Raw genomic sequence first — 21,380 nt, forward strand, 5'->3', positions numbered from 1 at the left:
TAAAAATGTGAGGACTGATAAACATGATAAGCTATCCAACTTTAAAAAAAGACGCAGTGATTGGCGTGACGGCTCCATCTTCCGGAGTGCCGGCCGAGCTTCATGATATGTTCAGGCTGGCCATTGACCGGATGAGTTCTCGGGGATTCCGCGTAGTGACGGGGGAAACGGCATGGACACAGGATAAAGCGAAGTCTGCTCCGGCGCGGAACAGGGCAGAAGAATTCAATGAAATGATGCGGAACGACGAAATCGATATCATCATTCCTCCTTGGGGCGGCGAACTCCTGATCGAAGTCCTGCAGGATATCGATTTTTCTTCCGTGAAAAATAAATGGCTTCTGGGGTACTCCGATACCAGCGCGCTGCTGCTGGCCATCACACTGAAAACGGGAATTGCCACAGCTCATGGAACCAATTTTGTTGATTTGAGAGGAGAGTATTGGGACGACACGACCGCAAAGTGGCAGGAAGTCTTATCCACTGAACCTGGTGGCACCGTTATTCAGCATTCATCCCCTCAATACCAGAAAGAGTGGGCCCATGAAAATCCATCTCCCTGTGTTTTTCATCTAACCGAAGATACCGGGTGGAAAACAGTTGGGGAAACTCCGGTAAAAGTCGAAGGGCGCCTGCTTGGAGGATGCATTGATATTTTGCGGCACCTTGTCGGAACAGAATTCGGTGATGTGAAGGCCTTCCGGGAAAAACATCTTGAGGGAGAGCCTGTGCTGTGGTACTTGGAAAACTGTGAGATGAAAGCGACCGAATTGCGCCGGTCACTGGTTCAAATGAAGTATGCAGGCTGGTTTGACAACTGCTCGGGCATCCTGTTCGGCCGCAGTCCTGCCAATCATCCTGTCGGCAACTACACGGTTGAAGATGTCTATAAGGAAGTGGCCGATGAACTGGGAATCCCGGTTGTTTATGACATTGACTGCGGCCATATGCCTCCGCAGGTTACCTTCATCAATGGCGCTTACGCTGTGATAGAAGTGGCGGATGGAAAAGGAACGGTTGAGCAGAGGCTGGTATGATGGGGCGCTATGCAGCTATATTTGGGCTGATTTTAATGATGGACGCAGCCCTATCAGGCGATAATGAAGTGCTCACCAGCCTTGCCCTCCTGCTGGTACTGCTTGCTTCCTTTATCATCACACAACTTTTTTACATGATTGATCTTTTAAAAGAAAGCAGGATTTTTAAAGTGACCTGTGAATCCTTCTACTAGAAACTAACCAAGAGACATGAGCAAAAAGAGGTGACAAACGATCAACCAGCGAATACCCATCAACAACACTTACCTTGAAGTACGGTACAAAGGCAGCGATGGTCCCCTGGTCGTAATACTGACAGGGATGGGCTGCTCTTTTGATGAGTGGCATGACATTATAGAAACCCTGCGGCCGGCGAATAGAATCCTGACCTTTCACAGACAGGGACTGGGACAGAGTGATATTGGTGAAGGGGTGTGCAGCACGGAAACAGCTGTTAGAGATTTAAATGAACTCCTCGCCTATTTTGAGATTGAAGAACCAATTTATTTAGTGGGCCATTCTTATGGCGGACTGTGTGCCCAGCATTTTGCCAAAGTGTTTCCAGAGCGGGTAGCGGGTGTGATATTAGTGGACTCCACATCCGTAAATCTTAAGGAATTGGATGAGCTGGATACCCCGGTCATGAATGAAGAGTCTGATGAAGCCTGGATTGAAAAGTGCTTGGATTATGCAGGAAAAGACAAGCAAGAATTACAGGAAATCATCAAGCCTGCCCTGTCAGAACAGCACCTTCAATTCCCGAAGGTTGTTAAAGAGAGGTTACTAGACTTTCAAATTACCCCGACCCTTTATAAAGCGATGGCTTCTGAGATCCAGCAATGGAAGAAGGACGCGGAGATCATCAAGCGTTTAGGGGGATTTCCCAATGTCCCTCTAATTGTCATTGGCCGGGATTCAGAGTTTACCATAAATGCTGAGGTGGATTCGGGGATACCCTTAGAGGAATTAAGAAGATTTGAGGAAAAATGGAGAGAGCTTATTAGAAACCAAGGGCGTCTTTCCAAAAAGAATGAAGTCATATTTGCGGATAAAGCAGGACATTCTGTTTACTTAGATCGCCCGGACCTCATAGTGGATTGCATACATAGAATGATTTCCTGTTGAAAGCCAAGTAAATAAACCTTCAATACATGGAGGGGTAAAATGTTCGTAAAAGTATATCAATATCACATTCAACCTGAAAAAGAAGACGCATATCTCAAAATCCAAGAAAAAGCCTCAGAAATCTACAGCCGCTATGTGGACGCTGAAACATTTTATCTACAAAGCATCGGCGATAATTCGAAATGGATGGAGATTACAAGATACAAAAGTGAAGTAGAGTATCAGAGAAGTATAAACCTCATTAATGAAGAGGAAGAGATACAAGAGTTGTTTAAAGAGTTTCAAGGTCTTCTATTCAGTGGGAAAGAGGAGATAACGGAAGAGGATTTTATTGAGAAGAAAGTTAAGTAGTTAGGAAGCACAATAGTGGATGCAAAAAGACTGGTTAATTCGGCTAGTCTTTTTACTTTGGGTAAAATTAACTTTTTTTAATTTTATGATAATATTGGTGAGGGAAGGGGGACGTAATTTGAATCCAAAGTGGCTGGAATGGGCTCAGAAAATTCAATCGCTGTCGCAGGCCGGTTTGGCATTTTCAAAAAATGCTTACGATTTGGAGCGGTATGAAGAATTGAGGAGCCTCAGTATAGAAATTATGTCAGAGTATACAAATGTTGAAAAAGAAAAGATCAAAGACTTGTTCACACATGAAAAGGGCTATCAGACTCCMAAGGCAGATGTAAGGGGAGCGGTGTTCGAGGATAATAAAATCCTTCTCGTTAAAGAAAAAATCAATAACAAGTGGTCCTTGCCGGGAGGGTTTTGTGATGTAGGATTGTCTCCCGCAGAAAATGTCATCAAGGAAATCAAGGAGGAGTCGGGTTACGAGGTTACATATAAGAAACTGCTTGCTCTGCTGGATTACCATAAGCACCCTCATCCGCCTCAGCCTTTCCACTATTATAAAATTTTCATTCAGTGCGACATCATCGGGGGCAACCCGGTAAGCGGCCTCGAAACGAGTGATGTCGGATTTTTTGAAGAAAATCACCTGCCAGAATTATCACAAGGGCGCAACACAGAGTCCCAGATCCGCCTTCTATTTGAATTCCTCAGAAATCCGGAAAAGGAAACGGTGTGTGACTAATAAAGGGTGTTCGACAAAAACCGAGGCGTGACTGTCACGCCCCGAATCCAAAGGAGAAGAAAACGATGCTGGATATGTTTCAATACAATTGGCAGGTAAGACAGGACTGGTTTGAGTGGTGCAGAGAACTGCCGCAAGAGGAGCTGGCGAAAGAGCGGACCGGCGGAATGGGCAGCATTCTCGCTACACTTTTTCATGTCGCAAATGGTGAACAGATTTGGATTAATTCGATGCAGGGAACACCGGTCATTATCAAAGAAGGCGTAACCTCACTGGAAGAAGCCGTAGAGTTTACGGAATTGACCAAGCCGATTACAGAGCAGTTCCTTCAATCTTGGAACAATGAACTTGCCATGAAGACACTGACCAAGAAGCGCAGAGATGGCAGCGAGATTACCTTCACCTATGAAAAAATCATTAAGCATCTGATTGCACATGAGATTCATCATATCGGCCAGCTTTCCATTTGGTCCCGGGAAATCGGCCGCAAACCGGTATCGAGCGACTTGATTTTCAGGGACTATTAATTTCTTGTTTGGAAATTTATACCGGGTAAATCTGTAAGGGGGCAGATAGACACTTAGAGCTAATAAATAGAGGAAAAAACTTCCCTTATTTCATAAATAGCAGGAAAAATAGCTTGAATAAGGGAAAAATATTCCCTTATTCGACTCAAAACCCTAGTGAAGAGGTGCTTTTTCTTTATATAAGGGAAAAAACTTCCCCTATTTACCCTGAAACAAGCTTCAATCTGAAAATAAGAGAAAAAACTTCCCTTATTTTTCCGCTAGTATTTCTGGCCTGCCATCGCCCCCGGGCACAAAGATCATTCGACATATCTCGGGGCGTGACTGTCACCACCCGAAACGAAGGGAGAACACAAACGTGAAGCGTTATTTTATTGAAAGCGGCACGATGCCCATACATATTACAGAATGGGGCAGTGAGAATGACCCGGTTATTTTCTGCCTGCATGGCCTTGGAAGCACGAGCCTCAGTTTCATAGATGCAGCCGAGGAACTGAAGGATGGATACCGGATCATTTCCGTGGATGCACCCGGTCACGGCAAGACACCGCCTTTTGACAATCGGGAAGATTACGAGATGCCGAGGATAGCTGAGTGGATCAATGATATTATCGATCTGCTTAATATCGAGCAATTCTATTTTCTATCCCATTCCTGGGGAAGCTTCGTCCATCTTTTTTACCTGAAGAACTATAGCCATAGAGTCAAAGGATCGATTCTTATAGACGGAGGCTATCAGAGCAAGAGGCACGGAAATCAAACCGTTGAAGAGGAAATGGCTTACTATGAAAAAGATTTCGAAGAGTACCTGGAAACGTGGGATGAATTTCTGGCTTTGGTGAAGAGTGAAACACAGACATGGACACCCCACAAGGAGCTGGCAGCGGAGGACCTTTCATTGAAAAAGGACAACCGCTATTACTGGCATGCGTGGGGAACGACTGGAGCGAATATCATCAGAGCGATGCACAAAGATGACGTGGAAGACATTTTTGACAACATGCCGCCGGGTATCCTCCTCCTAAGGGCAACGCTCCCGGAAACGATGGAAGAGGACCGCAAATACAAGGCAGAGCGATTTCAGGAAAAAACAGGCGCCGAGGTGATCTCGGTTTTCGGAGCCAGCCACCTTCTTCATTGGGATAAGCCGGAAGTTGTTATAGAAGAAGTGAAAAAACGGTGGCCGACAGAAAAATAAGGAGCTTCGTTCATCAGCTGGATGCTGAAAATAAGCGAATGTACTTGTCTTAAATCAATAGTTTTAATGAAACTTAAAGGCATCCTGCCTCGTCTATACATTAGAAACAGAGAGGGGAACAAAAATGAAGCGATTCACACTTATACTGATATTTTCTATTGTTTATCTCCTGGCAGGCTGTTCTGCAGAGGAGGCCACTGGCAAAAAGAAAGAGGACGGCTCCCAGCAGTCCACGGAAGCTGCCGGGACAAAGAGTGCCAATATGGGCGCTCAGAAAGCATCCCCCGTCGAGTTCTCAGAAAATGGCCAGACATTCCGCATTCTTTCTCTTTATGATGAAATTTTCGAGTACACGGAGACTGTCTTGGAGGATTCTTCTTTAGTGAAAAAAGACGTCTACACGGATAAAGTTGTCATACCGCTCCAACAAAAACTTTCAGAAGTGGATGCCGACCTCTACACGGATTACTATACGTTTTTATCACCCAACACCAACCTCGAAAAGCTGCAGGCATCGGCTGCCGAGATGAAGGAGCAGCAAGAAAAAATCAATGAATTGGTTAAGGAAGCGGCAGGGGCTGCAACGGACCTATTGGCAGGAACAGATAAAACAATCATTGTAATGCCGGCAGATCCGACGAATGTTTTTGTGGTGGAAAAGATGGAGGGGGTCACAGGCGGAGCCCTAAGTGAAAACCTGATCCTGCTTCAAATCGATCCTTCCTTCGATGAAGAGATTCTTAAATACACCGTGGCTCAGACGTATTACTATGCAACGCAAATGGAGTACGGAACTCACTTCAGTGAGAATCTTTTACAAACATTTGTGGTGGATGGTAAGGGAGATGCCTTCGCCTCAATGGTCTATCCCGGCTTATCACCAGCGTGGACGGAACCTTTATCAGACAGGATGAAAGATAAAGTGTTCGAAGAGTTAAAAGAGAGTGAAAATGAATTTACGGATGGGCTGTATACGGAATTTAACGGATTTGCCAAAAGAGGTATCCCGTTATGGACCAACTTCAAGCTCGGTCTTGAAATCACACAGAGTTACCTGGAAAATCATCAGGATATGTCCATCGAGGAATGGATACAGCTGCCGCCGGGAGACATCATTGCAGGCAGTGATTTTGCGGAGAAATATAAGGTTCTGCAGAGCATTACAGATTAGTGTTTCAGCGAGTTGGAGGTGGCAGCATGAAGACATCCAGTTCCAGCGCCCAGTCCCTCGGGGTCAAATAACCCTAAGAGAATAAAAGGAAAGATCACCTTTTTTTCTCTTAGGAACATTTGCCTGTCGGGCCTGATCAGGCCGCTTCCACTTTTGCAGCAACAAAACTGGTCAAACAGAATGATACGCTCATTGAGCAGAATAAGGAAATCATCTCTCGATTGGATGACATCAAAAACAAGTAACCGTTCTTAAACAACCGTTTGATTAAAGAGATTGAGAGGGGAGTCCTGCAATGGCGATTCAATCAGAAAGGCTGGTATTCCGTCCCTATACAGATAAGGATTTCAATTTTCTGGTCACGTTATTGTCCGACCCTGAAATGATGAGATTCATCGGGAACGGAAGTACAAGGGACGACCAGGGGAGCAAGGAATTTCTCGCATGGATTTATCGTACATACGAAGCGGGAGAGAATCTGGGCTTACAGATTTTATTAAGGAAAGAAGACGGACTGCCAATTGGTCATGCCGGACTGGTTCCGCAGAAGATTGAAGGAGTGAACGAGCTTGAAATCGGCTACTGGATCGCGAGGAAATACTGGGGAAATGGCTATGCCACAGAAGCCGCAGCGGCTCTTCTCGAACACGGCCGCAGTACCCTTGGAATTCAGCGCTTCATCTCCTTAATCCAGCCTGGCAATACAACTTCTGCGCAAGTTGCGCAGAAAATCGGCATGCTTGTGGAAAAAGAGATTGTGCTTGGTGGAAAAGATGTGAATGTTTTCTCAACAATTTCAAACAGGAAGGCAGCCAATCATACTTAAACGCTTTCCTTTTCGCATGCTTTATTGTTCACAACTGACCTATGGATTGGCATGGGTCAGTTTCTTTTTATATCAAGGTTTTTGGCGCATTATCCGTGAAAAAGGCAGTCCGGTTTTCGAGGCGGATAGCTGGTGCCCTTGAAAACTTCTTAAGTCAGGAATTTATCTTATGGTAAAATAAGGTTATATGATTATGTGAAAGGTCTGCAAAAGGGGCAGGATATCTGAACAGAGGAAGGAATTGAAACAGGGCGATATGAGACTATTTAAAAGGATCGTTACTCTCTTAAATAGATTCAAGGAAGTGTTTTATCAATATGAAGATGAAGATTTTTCGACGTCTGAGAAAGAGTATATTGATAGGATCAAGAAAGTAAACCCTTATGGAGTATTTGTGTTGATATTTGGTGGGATTTCGTTCGCATTAGGACCGCAATATGTCATTTTACCTGTAGTAACATTGACAGCAGCCATACTTACAATCGGGACATTTGATAAAGAAAAAGAAGACAATCCTTGGACATTTATCTTGGGGTCTATTCTATCTCTCACAGGATTATATATGTATATAGTTGGGGCATCCCATATACTAAATTAACAGATAGCAGGTGGAATCTATGAGGCTGGCTACATTTAATCTATGGAATAATAAAGACACCTGGTCAATTAGAAAAAGCCTGATCATTGAGGAGATTATTAACCTAAAGGCTGATATTATAGCTCTTCAAGAGGTGCCAAATCAACTTGAATTAATTTCTATAGTAAAAGAGGCTGGAATACCCAACTACTCTTTCATGGAATATTTGGATGATACAGAAGGGTTGGCCATTATATCAAAATTTCCATTAAAATCGGTAAGAGTACATAGTGAGTTATTTAATCAATGTGCAATGAGAGTGAATGTTCATATAGATGGGCTGATTTTAGGTATAACAAATGTTCATCTAACTTGGAGAAGTGCGGCTGAGAGAGAAAAGGAAATCCTCGAAGTAGTAAGCTTGATATCAGAAGATACTGGTACAGATTATGAGTTGCTAGGTGGGGATTTTAACAGCAGACCTTATTTTTCCAGTATTTACAACTACTTAACAGGAGAAACATCAATCAATTCCTGTGATACTAGCTGGGTTGATTTAGGACAATCTTTAAATGATCCAACTTTAGACTTTCAAAAAAATAATTGGTTACATACTAAAGATAACTTGAATACAATACGCAATCCCTTTCGTTATGATTGGATCTTATTAAAGTCTTGTTATCCTAAGAAAGAACCTAAAATAGCTAGTCACGGTTTATTTGCGAATAGAGGTAAGGGTCTGAATGATATATTTGCCAGCGACCATTTTGGCTTCTTTGTTGATTTGTGTTTTTCTAAATAAGGATTCTTCACAAATCAGAATCCGAGCTCAAGGACCGGGCGAGTTTATAGTATGTAATTGACTCTGAATTAATTTTAGTAGAGGGAGCATGAAGATGAATAAAAATAATTTGATTATCCTGCGAACAGTATTTCTGTTTACTATATTTTTATCTGCCTGTGGGAGTTCGTCTGTTCAAAATGATGCAATTAGCAGTAATGAAGATGAAGTTGCTGAAGAAGAAATGATCAATGAAGATGATTCAAATAAAGACCATGTCAATGAAGGAAGTAATAATGCTGGATTAGATGAAAGCACGAACGTCGATTCTCCAGAAGGTCAGGAAAGTGATGCATTATCCGAGTATTCTGCTGAAGAGATTGAATACGCCCGCGTTTGGTTGCAAGTTACCGGGAATAAAGATACAGAGGAATTAAATGTTGAACATATTTCAGCAGGAGAACCAATCAATCCTTATGATGATCAGAGCGCCAATTATCCAGAAGATGTTATCTCATTGGGAGGCAAGATTATGGCAGATGGAGCAGTAATCTATAGCGGTAATGGGGACGGTACGATTAATTTATATAATATTCCTTCACATTGGCCGAGCTATCAACAGATAGATAAGTCTATGGAAGAATATACAAAAGATATTATTAATAATACAAAGCAGATTTACATAGAGCCACGTGCCGATGAAGAGATTAGCAGGTTAATTGAAAAGATTGATTATAAGACTCACAGCGTTCCTGAGGATACCGCCCTTAAAACGGATACCTCTGAAGAAGATCAGGAAAAAGCTATTTCCTTAGTAAGAGACTATATGCGTAATACTTATGCTGATTTTATAGAAGATGAAGACCACTTTCTAGCATATGATGGCGAGGTGAAGGGCTGGGTCATTGTAAGATATGCTACTTTATTTTCTGGGCATACCTCTACAAATGGGAGGTATGCAGTAAATATTAATAGTGGTGAAATCCAAGATTTTTTTGGTGACCCACAGGATATGGATTTGTAAGAAAAGCAGTGACTGCTCAACTAACGTGAGCTTCAGTGGGAAATTGGTCAACAACGCCCTTATTTATTTATGGAAAAAGACTCGTCAGCTGACGAGTCCTTTTTAGCTTCATTCCATTACTCAATAATCCGTTTCCAACAGTATTTCTCGATCCTTACTATAAATCACAATTTTATAAGAATCATCCTTGACCGCTGCCTTCGCTTCTTCTGATTGAATGAATTCATTAACCGTTTTCTCGGTTCTCTCAGCCAGTTCTTTTGCATCGCTATCAGAGGCGGGTACTTGGAGAGTGACGAAGACTGTCATTGGCGATGGATGGATGGAGTAGCCGGTTCCCTTCACCTTGTAGTCTTTTCTTGCCATCATCCTTTCACTGATAGTTGAGATGATGGGGTGCCATCTGCCTTCCTGCTCCTGTTTTTCCATGTCACTCTTAGTAATAGTAAGTTCTACAGGTTCCAGTCCTGCCTCTTGAATCAGGTTATCCACAATGGATTTCAACTCTTCTGTTCTGGTTTCTGTTTTGGGGATCTGGAGTTCGATAGCTTTTCGCTCCTCTGTATAGGAGCCCCCGACTGAGAGGATGTTAAAATCGTATTCTTTCAAGCCGTCATGCATAATGTTCAGCAGATTCCTTGTCATCGTTTCATCCTGTTCCTGTTCGGGTGTGTTCACATAAAGTTCTTGATGGTACACATCGATTGTAAAGGCATCGTATCCGTGAGCGGCTAGTAAGTCTTCCACCCTTTCTTCGATTTTGCCTTTTACACTTTTGTAGTACTCTTCAGACCCTGTAACACCTACTGTGAACTCTTTCTTCGGGTGATAACTCATTCCTGTGCTGTCTACTTTGTATTCCTTCCTCAGTTCTTCACTAATAGTGAGGATGGCCGGTAGCAGAAGTGTCTTTATGAGAACACTTCTCCATTTTTAGAAAAAAGCGACATAAAGCTAATTTAGTAACAAGCAGTATGAAATAAGGGAATGTTTTTCCGTTAATTGCAAATTGAAGCTTATTTCCGGGTGAATAGGGGAAGTTTTTTCCCTTAAATAGAGAAAATGCCCCTATTTCTATAATTTTAAGTTAAATAAGGGAATTTTTTTCCGCTATTTATACTATTTCTATTACTTTGAGTTAGATAAAGGAACTTTTTTCCTCTATAAGAGTGTAAGCAATCCATTGAGTCTCGCCAGAATAATGTAATCTGATCAACCCGGATCTCTTTGGTTCCGAGGACTTGGAATGGAATTAGACGATCGTTACTCCGCAATAGGTTACAGCTCCACAAAGGGAAATAGCATACTAGAGCAAAAACTTTTAGAAAAAGAGTCTACTGAAAAAGGCAAATCAGTGCCAAAGCTCGAATAGTATTATTAGCTCTATTTTACATTGTGAGGAAACTTTTTCCCGACCTTATTGATAATGCTGGCATAATTAACAGGTATGGTTTGGTTTAAAGACATTCAATTTAACCGACTAATAAGGAGAAATAAATATGAATTCAAATACCTTACCAAAAATAAACCTAAGAGAATTAACAAAAGAAGACGTGGAGGACCGCTACCAGTGGTGTCTTGACGTGGATGTCACTCGGCACTTGAACATGCCGAACAAGTATCCGCCGTTTACCAGGGAGGAAACCCGGCAGTGGATCGATATGTGCATCAGCCGCAGCAACGGCTATGAACAAATGGCGATTGAGACCGGGGACGGGGTTCATATTGGGTGGATTGATTTAAAAAACATCGATAAGCTCAATAAGCATGGAGAACTGGGAATTGCGATCGGTGATAAAAACTATTGGGGAAAAGGATATGGACTGGCAGCGATGAGAGCCATGCTGGATTATGGTTTTACCAAGCTGGTGCTCAACAAAATCTGGCTGCGTGTGGAAGTCGATAATGAAAAGGCGATAAAGTCCTACAGGAGAATGGGCTTTGTCGAGGAAGGCATTCTGCGGGAGGACCGCCTTCGGAATGACGGCTATGTGGACAGGCTCAGGCTGAGTATCCTGAAGTCAGAGTTCCAATCATAACAGATTCTAATGCCCGGTCATTAGAATTCGGTCATTACCTCTCTTTCCGGCAACCGTTAGAATAGTAGGAGAGGGGAGATTTCGATGAATCTTACATTTAGAGAAGCCAGGGAACAGGACGTGGATACGATTGTAAAAATGCTGTCTGATGACATCCTCGGCAGCACGAGGGAGCGTTATGAACATCCGCTTCCGGACTCTTACATACAAGCTTTTAGAGCGATTGACAAGGATCCTAATAATGAATTGATCGTGGCATGCCTTGAGGGGGAAGTCATTGGTGTCCTGCAAATTACTTTTACACCATACCTGACTCACCAGGGTGGCTGGCGGGCAACGATTGAAGGAGTAAGAACTTCATCGAGGGTCCGCGGTCTTGGAGCAGGGACGGAAATGATGGAGTGGGCAATTCAGAGGGCAGAAGAAAGAAACTGCCACCTGCTCCAGCTGACTACAGACAAGCAGCGTCCCGAAGCACTTCGCTTTTATGAAAAAATTGGATTTGAAGCAACGCATGAAGGGATGAAATTGAAACTTAAATAAAGGGGAAAAGTGAATGATACATATTTTAAAAGCAGAGCCGGAGCATGTGGAGGGAATTGTAAAAGTCTGTTCAGATGCAAACCGCGCTACCTATAAGCATATTTATAGTGAAGAATACATTGAGCGGGTGATCAAACAGTATTACACCCCTGAGAGAATCCTGGAGGAAGTTAGTGCTTCAAGCAGAAATTGGGGAGGCTATTTTGTTGCTCTTGATGAGGGTAAAGTGGTCGGTGCTGGTGGCGGCGGAATGACCGATAAAACGACAGGTGAGATTTATGTGCTGTATATGGATCCCAACAGAAGGGGTGAAGGCATTGGAACTCAGCTGTTAGACGCTATAACGAGGCAGCAGAAGGAAGAATTCCAAGCCGGGGAACAATGGGTTTCCGTCCAGCAGGGAAACACGAAAGGAATCCCTTTCTATGAGGCAAAAGGCTTTACTTTTAAGCATGAGGAGCCCGGACATGGGAATGAAGAAGCAGAAAACTATATTTCCTTGAGGTTCAGCCGGAAGATTTAAAGGGGTGAAGAGCTAGATGGAATTGTTAAAGAAGACCCATCGGGCATTTGGTGTTTATGGCATTTGTACTGAAGATGATAAGTTATTGGTCATCAACAAAAGCAGAGGTCCCTATATCCATCGGTTTGATCTTCCGGGTGGAAGCCTGGAAGAGTCGGAAGGGCTGACTGAAGCGATGAAGCGTGAGTTTACAGAGGAAACAGGGCTTACTGCAGAAATTAAGGAGCAGATAGGCGTGCAGGATTTTATTTTTCCTTGTGAATGGAAGGATTTTACCCATATTCATCATATTGCGGTTTTCTATTTGGTTGAGAGGACCGGAGGCGAGTTGGCAGAGCCCGAGCAGTTTGACGGGCAGGATTCAGCAGGAGCTGAATGGATCTCAATGGAAGAGGCGACTGCTGACAATTCCTCGCCGTTAGTCTTAAAAGCTATGGAATGGCTGCGGAACAGGGGATTAGACTTGGAGACACAGCGCTTTGAAAACTGGGTAATTAGAGAAACTAAGTCAGAATGAAAAAGCAAGCTCAGGAAAGTCTGAGCTTGCTTTTTCTATTCATTTTCAGCCTAGCCCAACCGCCTGACAAAAGCAGGAGTCGTTGGACCTGTTGGAGTAGTGCTTGCGGAGGGTAAGTACTCGCCGACTATATAGGGACCGGGAGGAAGTTGGTAATAGGGATATTTTTGTTTGATTTTATCGATATCCAGGAATTTCTGCAAAAAGTAGTATTTATAGATATGAGGAGGGATATATGGAGGGAAATAGGGCGGGTAGAAAAACACTCTCATGCGCCTCGCTCCCTTCTTTTTTACCAGTATATTTCAATGATTTAAAAAGGCATAGACGGATGTCTGTGCTCAGTGAATAGCCTTTCTGCCCTTTAGACAAAATAAGGGGAAAAGGAGTGGATGATTTGAGACATTTAAAAGCTATTTTTGTAAAATTCACAGCATGTTTTGCCCTTCTTGCACTCATTCTAGGTGGAATTTATGGTGTTACTCTTGGCGAGGTGTTTTTAATTTCATTAGTGCTTGGTGCGATCAGTTATGCAGCGGGAGATTTATTTCTGCTTCCGAGATCTAATAATACGACAGCCTCACTGGCCGACTTTGGTCTTGCATTTGTAGTGATTTGGGCCATGCTGGCCAACATGACACCAGTTGAAAATGTACTGGTTCCGTCACTGATTGCGGCTGCAGGTGTGGCAGTTTTTGAATTTTTTTACCACAAGTATTTGTATCGAACTGTGCTGCTGGGGGAACGTGAAGCGACTCGTGAACAGGTTCAAGGAAATCTTCAATTTCAGACAGAGGCTTCTGAAGAACTGACACCGGCCAGGCCGGATGTCCGTAATGATGAAGGAGATAAGTGAGCCGAACACTCACTGAAAAACATTTCATAACAAATAATGGAAACTGTAAAACGGCGTTTGAAAAAACAAAATACTGGGAACATATCTTTCAAAGCAGAAGCACTTTTCAAAAAAAGAGTGCAGAGCTTGAAATTTTAGAAGCAATCCGACTGTCAGATAGAGTTCACGTTGTTAAATGGCCAAGGCCACACTAAAGAACAGAAAGGGTGAAAAGTCATGAAGGAAAGAAACCCGGTCAGCAGCACGGAGGTACCGCAAAATCGCGATGAGCTATTCGGACTTGATAAACAGGAAAGCCTGCAATCCACCAACTTTGCCACCAACGAGAATTCCTACCTGAATGAGAACTATCAGGACGAAATTGAGGAATAACCTTTACGTAAGAAGGACGATTCTTTTCCGAGGGTCGTCCTTTTTTAAAAGGGTACAGAGAGCAGGGACAGTCCCTTTTTGTACGGTGAAGCAGTAAAGCGATGAAATGGGTGAGAGTATGGATGAGAGAAAGAAGAGACGAAAGAATCTGATCAAGGCCAATTCGCTCCGCCGGAAGAGTGCCTGCGACTGGTCGCCGCTCCTGGAGAAAGCCAAGCCGGCCGCTGCTGCACAAAGCCGGAAAGAAATGGAGGTACGCATTTCCCGGCACTGACTCTCTATGTTAAAGTAAAGCTAGAATCAGAGAGAGTGTGAAAGGGATGAGGCATACATGTATATCATACACTCAACATTTGTGGTACCGGATGAAAAAGCGGATGAAGTGATATCAATCTATCATTCTCGGTCCCGTTTAGTAGATGAAGCGGACGGATTCCAGCGTTTTCTGCTGCTGCAGAATGAAAAAAAACCGGGCGAAATCACTGTCCACATGGAATGGGATTCCAAAGAGCAGTTCATGACCTGGATTCAGAGTGAGGATTACAAGCGGATTCATGACCTCGAAAAAAAATACCCGGACCAGGAGCTCGCCTCCATCATTCCGTCCATCCACAAATTCAAGGTGGTGGCCGTATGATTGATATCGGGAAGAAATACGAAGAGGCCATTGGCCGCTCCGTGAAAGAAATCTATATGAAGTACCCTGAACTCGATGGAAAATTTGGTGAGCGGGGCCGCCAAAAGTGCTATGAAGACAACGTGTATCATTTTCAGTACTTGGAAACCTCGGCCGGATTCGATTCCGCAAAAGTATTTACGGATTATGCCCTGTGGCTCAACAGCATCCTTGTCAGCCGCGGCATGTCCACGGCCCACCTCATCGATAACTTCCGCAGCATCATCACTGCGCTTGAAGCCCATCCCGAAGTGGAGAATGGCGGCAAGTTCACCGACCACCTGCACCAGGCTATCTACGCACTGGAAAAAAGTGATGGAACGGAAGAAGTGGAGCGTCCCAGTTTATAAAACTACATAAATTAAAACAACACTGAATCCCTTTTTGGATTTAGTGTTTTTTGTTGTGCTTAACCTGCGGCGGGCCGGCGGGTTAAAAACGTTTCGGTTTCGCCGATAAAAGTTCGTGTAGCGCCGGTAAATACTGAGTTTTCGCTGATAAAAACGTAAGAACCGCCGATAAATACTCACTTTCCGCCGATAAATCACACGAAACCGCCGATAAACTCAGGTGATCCCGCATGCTAGTTCGTCCCTGCAGCCCATACGGGCGGGGCACCTGCTAAAAGGTCAAACTTTCAGCTTTGAAAATGGGGGTTCCGGATAAAGCCGTTTCGCCGATAAAAGTCCGAGCAGCGCCGATAAAAAGCAAATTCCGCCGATAAAATGGTTGGAACCGCCGATAAATACTCATTTTCCGCCGATAAATCACACGAAACCGCCGATAAACTCAGGTGATCCCTCATGCTAATTCGTCCCTGCATCCCATACGGGCGGGGCACCTGCTAAAAGGACAAACTTTCATCTTTGAAAGTGGGGGTTCCGGATAAAGCCGTTTCGCCGATAAAAGTCCGAGCAGCTCCGATAAAAAGCAAATTCCGCCGATAAAATCGCTGGAACCGCCGATAAATACTCATTTTCCGCCGATAAATCACACGAAACCGCCGATAAACTCAGGTGATCCCTCATGCTAATTCGTCCCTGCATCCCATACGGACGGGGCACCTGCTAAAAGGACAAACTTTCATCTTTGAAAGTGGGGGTTCCGGATAAAGCCGTTTCGCCGATAAAAGTCCGAGCAGCGCCGATAAAAAGCAAATTCCGCCGATAAAATCGCTGGAACCGCCGATAAATACTCATTTTCCGCCGATAAATCACACGAAACCGCCGATAAACTCAGGTGATCCCTCATGCTAATTCGTCCCTGCATCCCATATGGGCGAGGCACCTGCTAAAAGGACAAACTCTCAGCTTTGATAGTGGGGGTTCCGGATAAAGCCGTTTCGCCGATAAAAGTCCGAGCAGCGCCGATAAAAAGCAAATTCCGCCGATAAAATGGTTGGACCCGCCGATAAATACTCACTTTCCGCCGATAAATCAGACAAAGCCGCCGATAAACCTGCTGCCACACTCCCCAACTCCGCCCGCAGCACCCCCCCAACCTGCAATCCCGCCAAAATAACAAACTTTTACCAAAATACCCCTTGCCAAATCCTGTGAAATGACATATAGTACATTACATCAGTAATGCACTAATGAACATGAGAAAGAGGAGGTGCGCGTTTGATCCTGAATTCGGATAGCATCAAACCAATCTACATCCAGATTGCCGAGTGGCTGGAGACGGAAATACTGGGCGGAAGTCTTGGCGTGGATGCGAAAGTTCACTCTCAGTATCAATTGGCAGAAATGCTTAACATTAATCCGGCGACGGCGGCCAAGGGCCTGAACCTGCTCGCGGATGATGGAATCCTATATAAGAAGCGGGGGCTTGGCATGTTTGTATCGACAGAGGCGAAAAGTATTATTCTTTCGAAACGGAAAAATCAAACATTGGCGAGATTGGTGGAGGAAGTGGTCAAAGAGGCTGAGCACCTGCATGTCGGTGAGGACGAACTGGTCGCGATGATTATGAGCGCCAAGAGCAAATTGAAGGGGGAAGGAAAATGAATGTAGTAGAGTGCCGGGGGCTCGAGAAGCAGTATGGACGGAAAAACGCGTTAAAGAATGTCTCTTTTATATTGGAAAAAGAAAAAATCACCGGGCTGATCGGACGCAACGGAGCAGGAAAAACCACGCTGCTGAAACTGATTGCAGGCTACATCAGGCAATCATCGGGAGAAGTCCTTGTGTTTGAAGAGAAACCGTTTAATAACCTTAAAGTGTCGGCCAACATGATTTTTGTTGATGATGAAATGAATCTTCCCCCGACCATGAACCTCGAGGAACTCCTGCAGACGGCAGAAGACTTCTATCCAAACTGGGACAGGGAACTGGCCAACCGGCTGTTTGACTATTTTTCCTTCAAGCCCTATCAGTACCATAATGATCTTTCAAAGGGAATGAGGAGCACGTTCAATATGATTCTTGGACTCTCGGCCCGAACACCCCTCACCATTTTCGATGAGCCGACGACTGGGATGGATGCTGGTGTCCGGAAGGATTTTTACCGTGCCCTTCTCAAGGATTATCTTGCTCATCCAAGGACGATCATCCTGTCGAGCCATCTCCTGAATGAAATGGAGGACATCCTTGAAGACATCCTGCTAATAAAAGATGGAGAGAAATTTCTGCATATGCCGGTCGAAGAGCTAAGGGAATACGCAATTGGCGTCAAAGGAAAAGAATCTGCTATGCGGGAATGGCTGCAGAACAAAGAAATCATCCATGAAACGAGCCAGAGCATGGCCGGGACCTTTGCGGTGGTCCGCAACAACTTTTCAGCCAGTGAATTTGAAACAGCGAGACATGCGGGCCTTGAGTTTTCGCCAGTCACGGCAGATGAAATTTGTACATTCCTTACCAACAGGACAAAAGGGGGAATCGATGATGTATTTAACTGAGGTAAGTATGTGGGATGTTGTGAAAAAACAGTTTCGTTTTAAGCTGAAGTCATTTCGCGGGATGTTCACCTCGCTGATCGTACTGCAAATTATCGGGATTCTTCTATCCCTGAATGGTGACGGGATGAGTGGGGGAGGGTCAAGTTCTAATTTCTTCTCTCACACCTTAACTTACTATAGCGGCAACGTTATTTTTGGTTTCGTGATGATATGGGCGTTCATCTCTGCCATCTTGATGACCACACGAGGATACCGTTATGATGATTATTCTTTCGTGACCGACAAAATGACCAGCCATTTCTCTAACATCTTATTTTTGCTGGCAGCGAGTTTTATTTCCGGTATTACGGTACTGCTGGCCAACCGGGTCGTGATCCTGATTGTCTATCTTTTTCAGGAAAACGTCAGCATGACTGGCCAGCCATTGACCTTCAAAGGAGCTGTTTTTGGGATGATTGGTATCACGCTCTACATTTTTTTACTAGCATCCTTTGGGTATCTGGCAGGCAGCCTGGTTCAGATCAGCAAAATATTTATTATGATTTTGCCCGTTGTGGTTATAGGGGGAATATTCTATGACGCCCGGCTTACCGGGGACCCCTCCCTGGTGCCAAATGTTTTCAGCTTCTTCGGAATGGAAGATTCAATTATTTTGTTTATGCTGAAAGTTCTGCTCGTCTCCGTACTCAGTTGGGTTGCTGCCATACTATCCTCCATGAAATTGGAGGTGAAGTAGGATGTTATGGGCCTCCATTTTTTCCATCTTATTGATCGCCGGCATCCTTGTTTTGGTTTTCTTTTTGGCTAAACCTGCTTCGAAGATATTTCTTAAGGGCAGAAGAGGCAATTGGGTGTTTGGCAGTTATTTAGCTTTACTATCTGCCGGGGCTGTTATTTCCTACTTGGTTCCTAAAGATTCTTTTGAATTTGAACCTTTAACTGCGGAAGAGATGAAAGTCCAGGAGAACATTAATGAACAATTCTATAATCTGGCATGGAAAGGCAGAATAGATGAAGCGGAAGGAGTAGTTGCTCAAAAAAGCTGGGAGCTGAAGTATGAGGGGGAGGAGTTAATGGTTCCGTATGAAAATGGAGATTATTATATTAGTGTGCTTGTTGAAAAAACGGAAACCAATGACGACACTATTAATGCTGGATATTATACAGGCACAGCATACATTGATAATTTAGATGTCACATCGAAGGTGCCTTCCCCCGAACTGAGAATAGAGGATGGTACCCTGCAAATCATTCCTCCTTTTCCGGTAGAAGTGAAGGTTGCCAAGACAGCTTATCCTCACCCGTTCCATCAGTTTACAGACGGTTATAAAATGTTTGATGAAAACCGAGGCTCCTTTTTCGGAATGGAAATGATTTACTTGCGTGTTCCTTCAAATGTGAAGGTGAATGGGAATGTGGAGTATATAGAGAGGTAGTCAGTCGGAGAGCATAAGTTCTTTTTGAGTTGTTGAAAAGGAATGGCCTTCCGCTCCAATCCTCATATGTAATAGGCTGGAGGGTAAAATAGCAGATGATCCTCTAGGAAAAAATCAAGTCATCCATGAGAAAATCTAGATGTCCAAAAAAAGAATGGTTCCTGCCTCTTAAAGAAGAGGGGGAACCATTCTTTTTTAGTATGATTAAGATAGTCTCAAAACAGGTGCAACTTTTGCCGGTCTGCAACCGTTATTTAAGTGAAAGGAGGGGAGATATGGACATTCAACAACTGTATAAGCTGTATATTCAGGATGTGTACCGATATCTTCTCTCCTTGTGCAAGGACAAGAGCCTGGCTGAAGATCTTACTCAGGATACATTCGTAAAAGCGTATACTGCCTTGGAAAATATTGAGCCGGAAGCTATGAAGTCCTGGCTGCTAAAAATTGCGTATCATACGTTCATCGACTACGCCCGGAGGAGCAAGAAAGTGACCTTTGAAGAGCCGGACTATTTTTCAGGATTTTCAGAAGGAGGTTCGGCTGAAGATGAGTTCCAGAAGCTAGCTGACAAAGAGGATCTTTATCAAAAGCTGGACCGCCTGAAGCCGCTGCAAAAGAGAGCCATCATCCTCTGCGATATACAAGGATATTCATATAAAGAGGCAGCTGCGGCGCTCTTCATAAAAGAGAATACATTGAAATCCCACATCTTCCGCGGAAGAAGCCGGTTGAAGCTGTTTTATAAGAAGGGAAGTGACGAAGAGAATGAGTGAAGAATGGAAGAAGAAACTGAAAGCTTATTATGATGGAAATTTATCAGAAGAAGAAGCCGATGAGATGGAAAAAGAATTAGAGAAATTGGATATATATCAGGAAGTCATTTTAGAAGAGGTAGGCGACGAAACGGAGAAGGAGGGCCTGCCTCCCGAGAAGGTCAGCGAAATCCTGAAAGAAAGCGTCCGGAATGCCCGGTTCTCTCTCATCTCTTATGTGACCATGATCATTCTTCTGATTCTCCCGATTATGACGATGGCAAGCTACATCTATTATGGATGGGGAAATCGAGCGAATGAGTTGATCGATGTCGCTGCCCAAACCATCTATATAACAGAGCCTAATGTCAGTCTTGAAGAAATGGACATTGAGGAAAAAGTGGGATTATTTACCTTGGATGTCTACATGGACCTTTATAAAAGAGTAGGAAAAAATGATATAAGGCTTGGTGACTGGGTTGTTTCCTACGATATGGATGAGGTGGATGAGTTTCCTGAGAGAAATTACATTATTGAAAATCCGCCGGAAGAAATTCCTTATTTTGATGATAAAAAACTGTATCACCCTGATACAGTAGTGACTAACAGTGAAAATGATCCTTGGGGGACTCTGGAAAAGCTGCCTGAAGGGACAGTGGCGGAAGTATATGTATCATTACGACAGCTTAGGGAGCCTGAACAAATGGGAGATCTAACAGAGGACCTGGATGTGGAATGGAGATGGTATGCCATTGATACAGGCCTTGAAGCGGAAGGCAAAAGTCTCGAAGGCGGATACCTGCCTCCCATCGGATATCCTGCGCAGACAGACCCTGATGCCTGGTCGCCTTATCATAACCAGCAGCCGAATGAAGAACAATTCATGCAAAGTCTGAAATTCCTCGAAAAATATGAGGAGCAGGCGGTAAGGATCTCCCATGCCAAGTGGCTGGATCTCGGATACCGCATTAATCACATTGAAAAAGAAGGCCTCTATTCCTATGGAGGTGTCCTCACTGGACCGGTTAAGGAAATCTTAAAAATGAAAGACAATGAATCTGTCCGACAGATACAAATAGGAGAGGTGAGCTTATGGAACTGGTAAAAAAGAGAACGTCTAAGACGAAAGAAACCAGGCTCGGTGTCTATTCATTTATCTGTGCGTTAATGTCCCTTGCCTACCTGAACATATTCCTCATAAGAATGGATGAAATAGGAGCGCTGTTTAACTTCTTCTTCATGTACCTTCCTGTAATCGGAGTAGGGCTTGCCCTGTTCAGCTTTATCAGGGTTCGTTATAAAAAAACATTTGCATTGTGGGCGCTCGGATTGTATGCCTTCATATTCATCTGCATTGTGGTGATTTTCTTTTTCGGCTTCACCATCAATACCAAACCATAAAAACTCG

29 protein-coding genes are annotated in these 21,380 nt (G+C 43.9%); 28 read left to right on the plus strand and 1 reads right to left on the minus strand.

Translation table 11 applies throughout. The features are described 5' to 3' along the window. The first annotated feature begins 23 nt into the window (after positions 1-23). The 12 genes from FZC78_RS10115 (at position 24) to FZC78_RS10170 (ending at position 9,353) form a co-directional block, all read left to right on the plus strand. Positions 24-1,037 carry a S66 family peptidase gene (locus tag FZC78_RS10115; protein ID WP_148939591.1) on the plus strand — a complete coding sequence of 338 codons (1,014 nt, stop codon included), beginning with the start codon at positions 24-26 and terminating at the stop codon, positions 1,035-1,037. Continuing rightward, positions 1,034-1,231 carry a hypothetical protein gene (locus FZC78_RS10120; protein ID WP_148939592.1) on the plus strand — a complete coding sequence of 66 codons (198 nt, stop codon included), beginning with the start codon at positions 1,034-1,036 and terminating at the stop codon, positions 1,229-1,231. The genes FZC78_RS10115 and FZC78_RS10120 overlap by 4 nt, the downstream gene beginning before the upstream one ends. A gap of 115 nt (positions 1,232-1,346) precedes the next feature. Beyond that, a complete protein-coding gene (locus FZC78_RS10125) occupies positions 1,347-2,162 on the plus strand; it encodes an alpha/beta fold hydrolase (protein ID WP_286365491.1) in 816 nt (271 codons plus the stop codon). A 39-nt stretch (positions 2,163-2,201) separates the two neighbouring features. Beyond that, entirely contained in the window at positions 2,202-2,513 is a 312-nt protein-coding gene (locus FZC78_RS10130; RefSeq protein WP_148939594.1) for a hypothetical protein, read from the plus strand. Between the two features lie 118 nt (positions 2,514-2,631). Continuing rightward, a complete protein-coding gene (locus FZC78_RS10135) occupies positions 2,632-3,249 on the plus strand; it encodes an NUDIX hydrolase (protein ID WP_148939595.1) in 618 nt (205 codons plus the stop codon). 65 nt (positions 3,250-3,314) lie between these two features. After that, entirely contained in the window at positions 3,315-3,776 is a 462-nt protein-coding gene (locus FZC78_RS10140) for a DinB family protein (protein WP_148939596.1), read from the plus strand. 358 nt (positions 3,777-4,134) lie between these two features. Further along, positions 4,135-4,974: an alpha/beta fold hydrolase gene (locus FZC78_RS10145; RefSeq protein WP_148939597.1), complete on the plus strand. Its 840-nt coding sequence runs from the start codon at positions 4,135-4,137 to the stop codon at positions 4,972-4,974. Positions 4,975-5,098: 124 nt separating this feature from the next. Continuing rightward, entirely contained in the window at positions 5,099-6,145 is a 1,047-nt protein-coding gene (locus tag FZC78_RS10150; RefSeq protein ID WP_148939598.1) for a DUF2268 domain-containing protein, read from the plus strand. A gap of 295 nt (positions 6,146-6,440) precedes the next feature. After that, positions 6,441-6,971: a GNAT family N-acetyltransferase gene (locus tag FZC78_RS10155; protein WP_148939599.1), complete on the plus strand. Its 531-nt coding sequence runs from the start codon at positions 6,441-6,443 to the stop codon at positions 6,969-6,971. A 241-nt stretch (positions 6,972-7,212) separates the two neighbouring features. Next, a complete protein-coding gene (locus FZC78_RS10160; protein WP_252183579.1) occupies positions 7,213-7,569 on the plus strand; it encodes a cell division protein FtsK in 357 nt (118 codons plus the stop codon). A 19-nt stretch (positions 7,570-7,588) separates the two neighbouring features. Then, entirely contained in the window at positions 7,589-8,350 is a 762-nt protein-coding gene (locus FZC78_RS10165; RefSeq protein WP_148939600.1) for an endonuclease/exonuclease/phosphatase family protein, read from the plus strand. A 94-nt stretch (positions 8,351-8,444) separates the two neighbouring features. Further along, entirely contained in the window at positions 8,445-9,353 is a 909-nt protein-coding gene (locus FZC78_RS10170; protein WP_148939601.1) for a hypothetical protein, read from the plus strand. A 120-nt stretch (positions 9,354-9,473) separates the two neighbouring features. On the opposite strand, the gene FZC78_RS10175 is transcribed toward FZC78_RS10170, so the two are convergent. Next, positions 9,474-10,190 carry a DUF4030 domain-containing protein gene (locus tag FZC78_RS10175; protein ID WP_148939602.1) on the minus strand — a complete coding sequence of 239 codons (717 nt, stop codon included), beginning with the start codon at positions 10,188-10,190 and terminating at the stop codon, positions 9,474-9,476. A 662-nt stretch (positions 10,191-10,852) separates the two neighbouring features. Here FZC78_RS10175 and FZC78_RS10180 point away from each other — a divergent pair. The 16 genes from FZC78_RS10180 to FZC78_RS10245 all read left to right on the plus strand — a co-directional run bounded on the left by FZC78_RS10180 (position 10,853) and on the right by FZC78_RS10245 (position 21,373). Beyond that, positions 10,853-11,392, plus strand: coding sequence for a GNAT family N-acetyltransferase (locus FZC78_RS10180; protein ID WP_148939603.1), 540 nt, complete (start codon positions 10,853-10,855; stop codon positions 11,390-11,392). Positions 11,393-11,476: 84 nt separating this feature from the next. Next, positions 11,477-11,935: a GNAT family N-acetyltransferase gene (locus FZC78_RS10185; protein ID WP_148939604.1), complete on the plus strand. Its 459-nt coding sequence runs from the start codon at positions 11,477-11,479 to the stop codon at positions 11,933-11,935. Positions 11,936-11,948: 13 nt separating this feature from the next. After that, positions 11,949-12,458, plus strand: coding sequence for a GNAT family N-acetyltransferase (locus tag FZC78_RS10190; protein ID WP_148939605.1), 510 nt, complete (start codon positions 11,949-11,951; stop codon positions 12,456-12,458). A gap of 16 nt (positions 12,459-12,474) precedes the next feature. Then, complete coding sequence (locus FZC78_RS10195; protein WP_148939606.1) at positions 12,475-12,975, plus strand: NUDIX hydrolase; 501 nt, start codon at positions 12,475-12,477, stop codon at positions 12,973-12,975. Between the two features lie 397 nt (positions 12,976-13,372). Beyond that, positions 13,373-13,831, plus strand: coding sequence for a YndM family protein (locus tag FZC78_RS10200; RefSeq protein WP_148939607.1), 459 nt, complete (start codon positions 13,373-13,375; stop codon positions 13,829-13,831). A gap of 216 nt (positions 13,832-14,047) precedes the next feature. Continuing rightward, complete coding sequence (locus FZC78_RS23620; RefSeq protein ID WP_187442860.1) at positions 14,048-14,203, plus strand: hypothetical protein; 156 nt, start codon at positions 14,048-14,050, stop codon at positions 14,201-14,203. Between the two features lie 106 nt (positions 14,204-14,309). After that, positions 14,310-14,477, plus strand: a complete 168-nt coding sequence (locus tag FZC78_RS23625) for a hypothetical protein (RefSeq protein ID WP_187444883.1) — start codon at positions 14,310-14,312, stop codon at positions 14,475-14,477. A gap of 57 nt (positions 14,478-14,534) precedes the next feature. Then, entirely contained in the window at positions 14,535-14,840 is a 306-nt protein-coding gene (locus FZC78_RS10205; RefSeq protein ID WP_148939608.1) for an antibiotic biosynthesis monooxygenase family protein, read from the plus strand. Beyond that, the gene (locus FZC78_RS10210) at positions 14,837-15,229 is read left to right on the plus strand and encodes a hypothetical protein (protein ID WP_148939609.1); all 393 of its coding nucleotides are present in this window, start codon (positions 14,837-14,839) and stop codon (positions 15,227-15,229) included. Before FZC78_RS10205 ends, FZC78_RS10210 begins: the two co-directional genes overlap by 4 nt. Positions 15,230-16,501: 1,272 nt before the next feature. Continuing rightward, positions 16,502-16,888, plus strand: coding sequence for a GntR family transcriptional regulator (locus tag FZC78_RS10215; protein WP_148939610.1), 387 nt, complete (start codon positions 16,502-16,504; stop codon positions 16,886-16,888). Continuing rightward, positions 16,885-17,781 carry an ABC transporter ATP-binding protein gene (locus tag FZC78_RS10220; protein ID WP_148939611.1) on the plus strand — a complete coding sequence of 299 codons (897 nt, stop codon included), beginning with the start codon at positions 16,885-16,887 and terminating at the stop codon, positions 17,779-17,781. Before FZC78_RS10215 ends, FZC78_RS10220 begins: the two co-directional genes overlap by 4 nt. Continuing rightward, positions 17,765-18,517: a hypothetical protein gene (locus tag FZC78_RS10225; protein WP_148939612.1), complete on the plus strand. Its 753-nt coding sequence runs from the start codon at positions 17,765-17,767 to the stop codon at positions 18,515-18,517. Before FZC78_RS10220 ends, FZC78_RS10225 begins: the two co-directional genes overlap by 17 nt. A gap of 1 nt (position 18,518) precedes the next feature. Continuing rightward, the gene (locus FZC78_RS10230) at positions 18,519-19,217 is read left to right on the plus strand and encodes a hypothetical protein (RefSeq protein ID WP_148939613.1); all 699 of its coding nucleotides are present in this window, start codon (positions 18,519-18,521) and stop codon (positions 19,215-19,217) included. A 275-nt stretch (positions 19,218-19,492) separates the two neighbouring features. Continuing rightward, positions 19,493-19,993, plus strand: a complete 501-nt coding sequence (locus FZC78_RS10235; protein WP_187444884.1) for a sigma-70 family RNA polymerase sigma factor — start codon at positions 19,493-19,495, stop codon at positions 19,991-19,993. Further along, complete coding sequence (locus FZC78_RS10240) at positions 19,986-21,077, plus strand: anti-sigma factor (protein WP_148939615.1); 1,092 nt, start codon at positions 19,986-19,988, stop codon at positions 21,075-21,077. Before FZC78_RS10235 ends, FZC78_RS10240 begins: the two co-directional genes overlap by 8 nt. Then, positions 21,065-21,373: a hypothetical protein gene (locus FZC78_RS10245; RefSeq protein ID WP_148939616.1), complete on the plus strand. Its 309-nt coding sequence runs from the start codon at positions 21,065-21,067 to the stop codon at positions 21,371-21,373. The genes FZC78_RS10240 and FZC78_RS10245 overlap by 13 nt, the downstream gene beginning before the upstream one ends. Positions 21,374-21,380 lie beyond the last annotated feature (7 nt).

It is taken from the genome of Rossellomorea vietnamensis, from assembly GCF_008180415.1.
Classification (GTDB): Bacteria; Bacillota; Bacilli; order Bacillales; family Bacillaceae_B; genus Rossellomorea; species Rossellomorea vietnamensis_C.